At 63.9% G+C, this 1,530-nt stretch carries 2 protein-coding genes; both read left to right on the top strand.

Features of this window, described 5'->3' with window-relative positions; genetic code table 11:
- The first annotated feature begins 317 nt into the window (after positions 1-317).
- On the top strand, positions 318-983 hold the full coding sequence (locus J4F42_21235; GenBank protein ID MCE2488046.1) for a hypothetical protein: 666 nt from the start codon (positions 318-320) through the stop codon (positions 981-983).
- 36 nt (positions 984-1,019) lie between these two features.
- The coding region (locus tag J4F42_21230) for a hypothetical protein (GenBank protein ID MCE2488045.1) at positions 1,020-1,530 on the top strand (511 nt) is incomplete at its 3' end.

Genomic DNA, 1,530 nt, shown 5'->3' with positions numbered 1-1,530 from the left:
GCTGCTGGTGGCCGTGGTGGTCATGGTCCTGTTTCTGGTCGGCTTTGGCCTGGAGTTGGGCGAGTCGGCCAGGAGCGGCCTCCTGGGACTGGTCGATAACTTGGCCGCCCAGGATGAACACCTGGTTGGCGTCCTCAACACCAAAACCCCACTCTACCACTCCTGGTGGTCGATTATCTCGCTGGTGATCTCACTCATTCCGCTGGGCGTGCTGCCCCACCTGGGCAATAAGCTGTGGGCCTTGAGGGACAGCGCGGACCAGAGCCGCTTTCTGTCCTTCACGATGATCTTCATCCTGGCTGCTGGCCCGGGCGCTGATGGGCAACGCCCTGTTTGCCGAGGGGGCGACCTCAAACCACGCCCTGCCGATGCTCTTTATCGAGTTGTTTCCGACCTGGCTGGCGGCGCTCGTCGGGGTCGGCGTGCTGACCGCCATCATGTCTACTGCCGACGGGCTGGTTGTGTCTTCCTCCCAGACGATTGCCAACGACCTCTACCGGCGGACCATCGCGCCGCGGTTGAAGCATCCGCCCAGCGAGGCGCAACTCGACCGTCAGGTCTTATACATCAGCCGGGTAGCCACGGTGGTCATTCTCGTCCTGTGTGCGGCCATCGCCTGGGCCTGGGTTGATACCAACGTTGTACTGATTGTCTGGATCGGGACCGGCGGCATCATGTCGGCCTTTGCCGGTTCACTGGTCTTCGGGGCCCTGTGGCGCGGGGTCACCCGGGCCGGGGCGTATGCCGGCCTGGTCAGCGGCTTTGTCAGCTTTCTGGTCCTGCACGCCCGGCTGCTCGACCCGGCCTGGTTTCCCCCCGGGGTGCTGCACGACGTGGTCGCCTGGCTGCACCTGGAGGGTGTTAATCCGTTCTCCTGTTCGGCCATCGCCGGTCTGACCTCGGTGGTGTTCACCATCGTCGTCTCCAAGGCGACCCGGCCGCTGCCCGAACCCCACGTCCGGGCGCTGTTCGAGGGCGTGTAAAAGGAATGTCGGCCGGGCAGCAGGTCGGACTCTCACATGACACTCATCACCTGGTCATGGCTCTTCCTGGTCATCTACATCGGCGGCATGCTGACCATCGGGGTGTTGGCCCAGCGGCGGGTCAAGCACGCCGACGACTTTGCCACCGCCCGCCAGTCATACGGGCCGCTGTTTCTGGCTCTGGCGTTTTCCGCCACCACGGTCAGCGGGGCAACCTTCCTGGGCATGCCGGGCCTGAGCTACACCTGGGGGCTGACCACCATGTGGGGTGTCTTTCTGGGTCCGGCCGGCCTCGGTTTGGGCATGCTGATCACCATGCGCCTGATCACCAAGGCCGGACATCGCTTCGGCAACCGCTCCATCCCCGAGTATCTGGGCGACCGCTACCAATCCGAGGGTATTCGGGTGCTGGTGTCGCTGTTCTCCCTGCTCCTGTGTTTCTATCTGGCCGGCCAGCTCGTGTCGGGCTTGGTCATGTTCGAGATTCTGCTGGGCATGCCGCCAATCTGGGCGCTGATCATCACCACCACCGTGCTGCTGATTTACG

The organism is Desulfurellaceae bacterium, assembly GCA_021296095.1.
Taxonomy (GTDB): Bacteria; Desulfobacterota; Binatia; order Bin18; family Bin18; genus JAAXHF01.
This window is presented reverse-complemented; position numbering and strand designations above follow the sequence as displayed.

What these genes read in the sequence shown, in the direction of transcription:
- J4F42_21235 (MCE2488046.1), top strand. Translation starts at nt 318, where the DNA reads ATGGGCAACGCCCTGTTTGCCGAGGGGGCGACCTCAAACCACGCCCTG.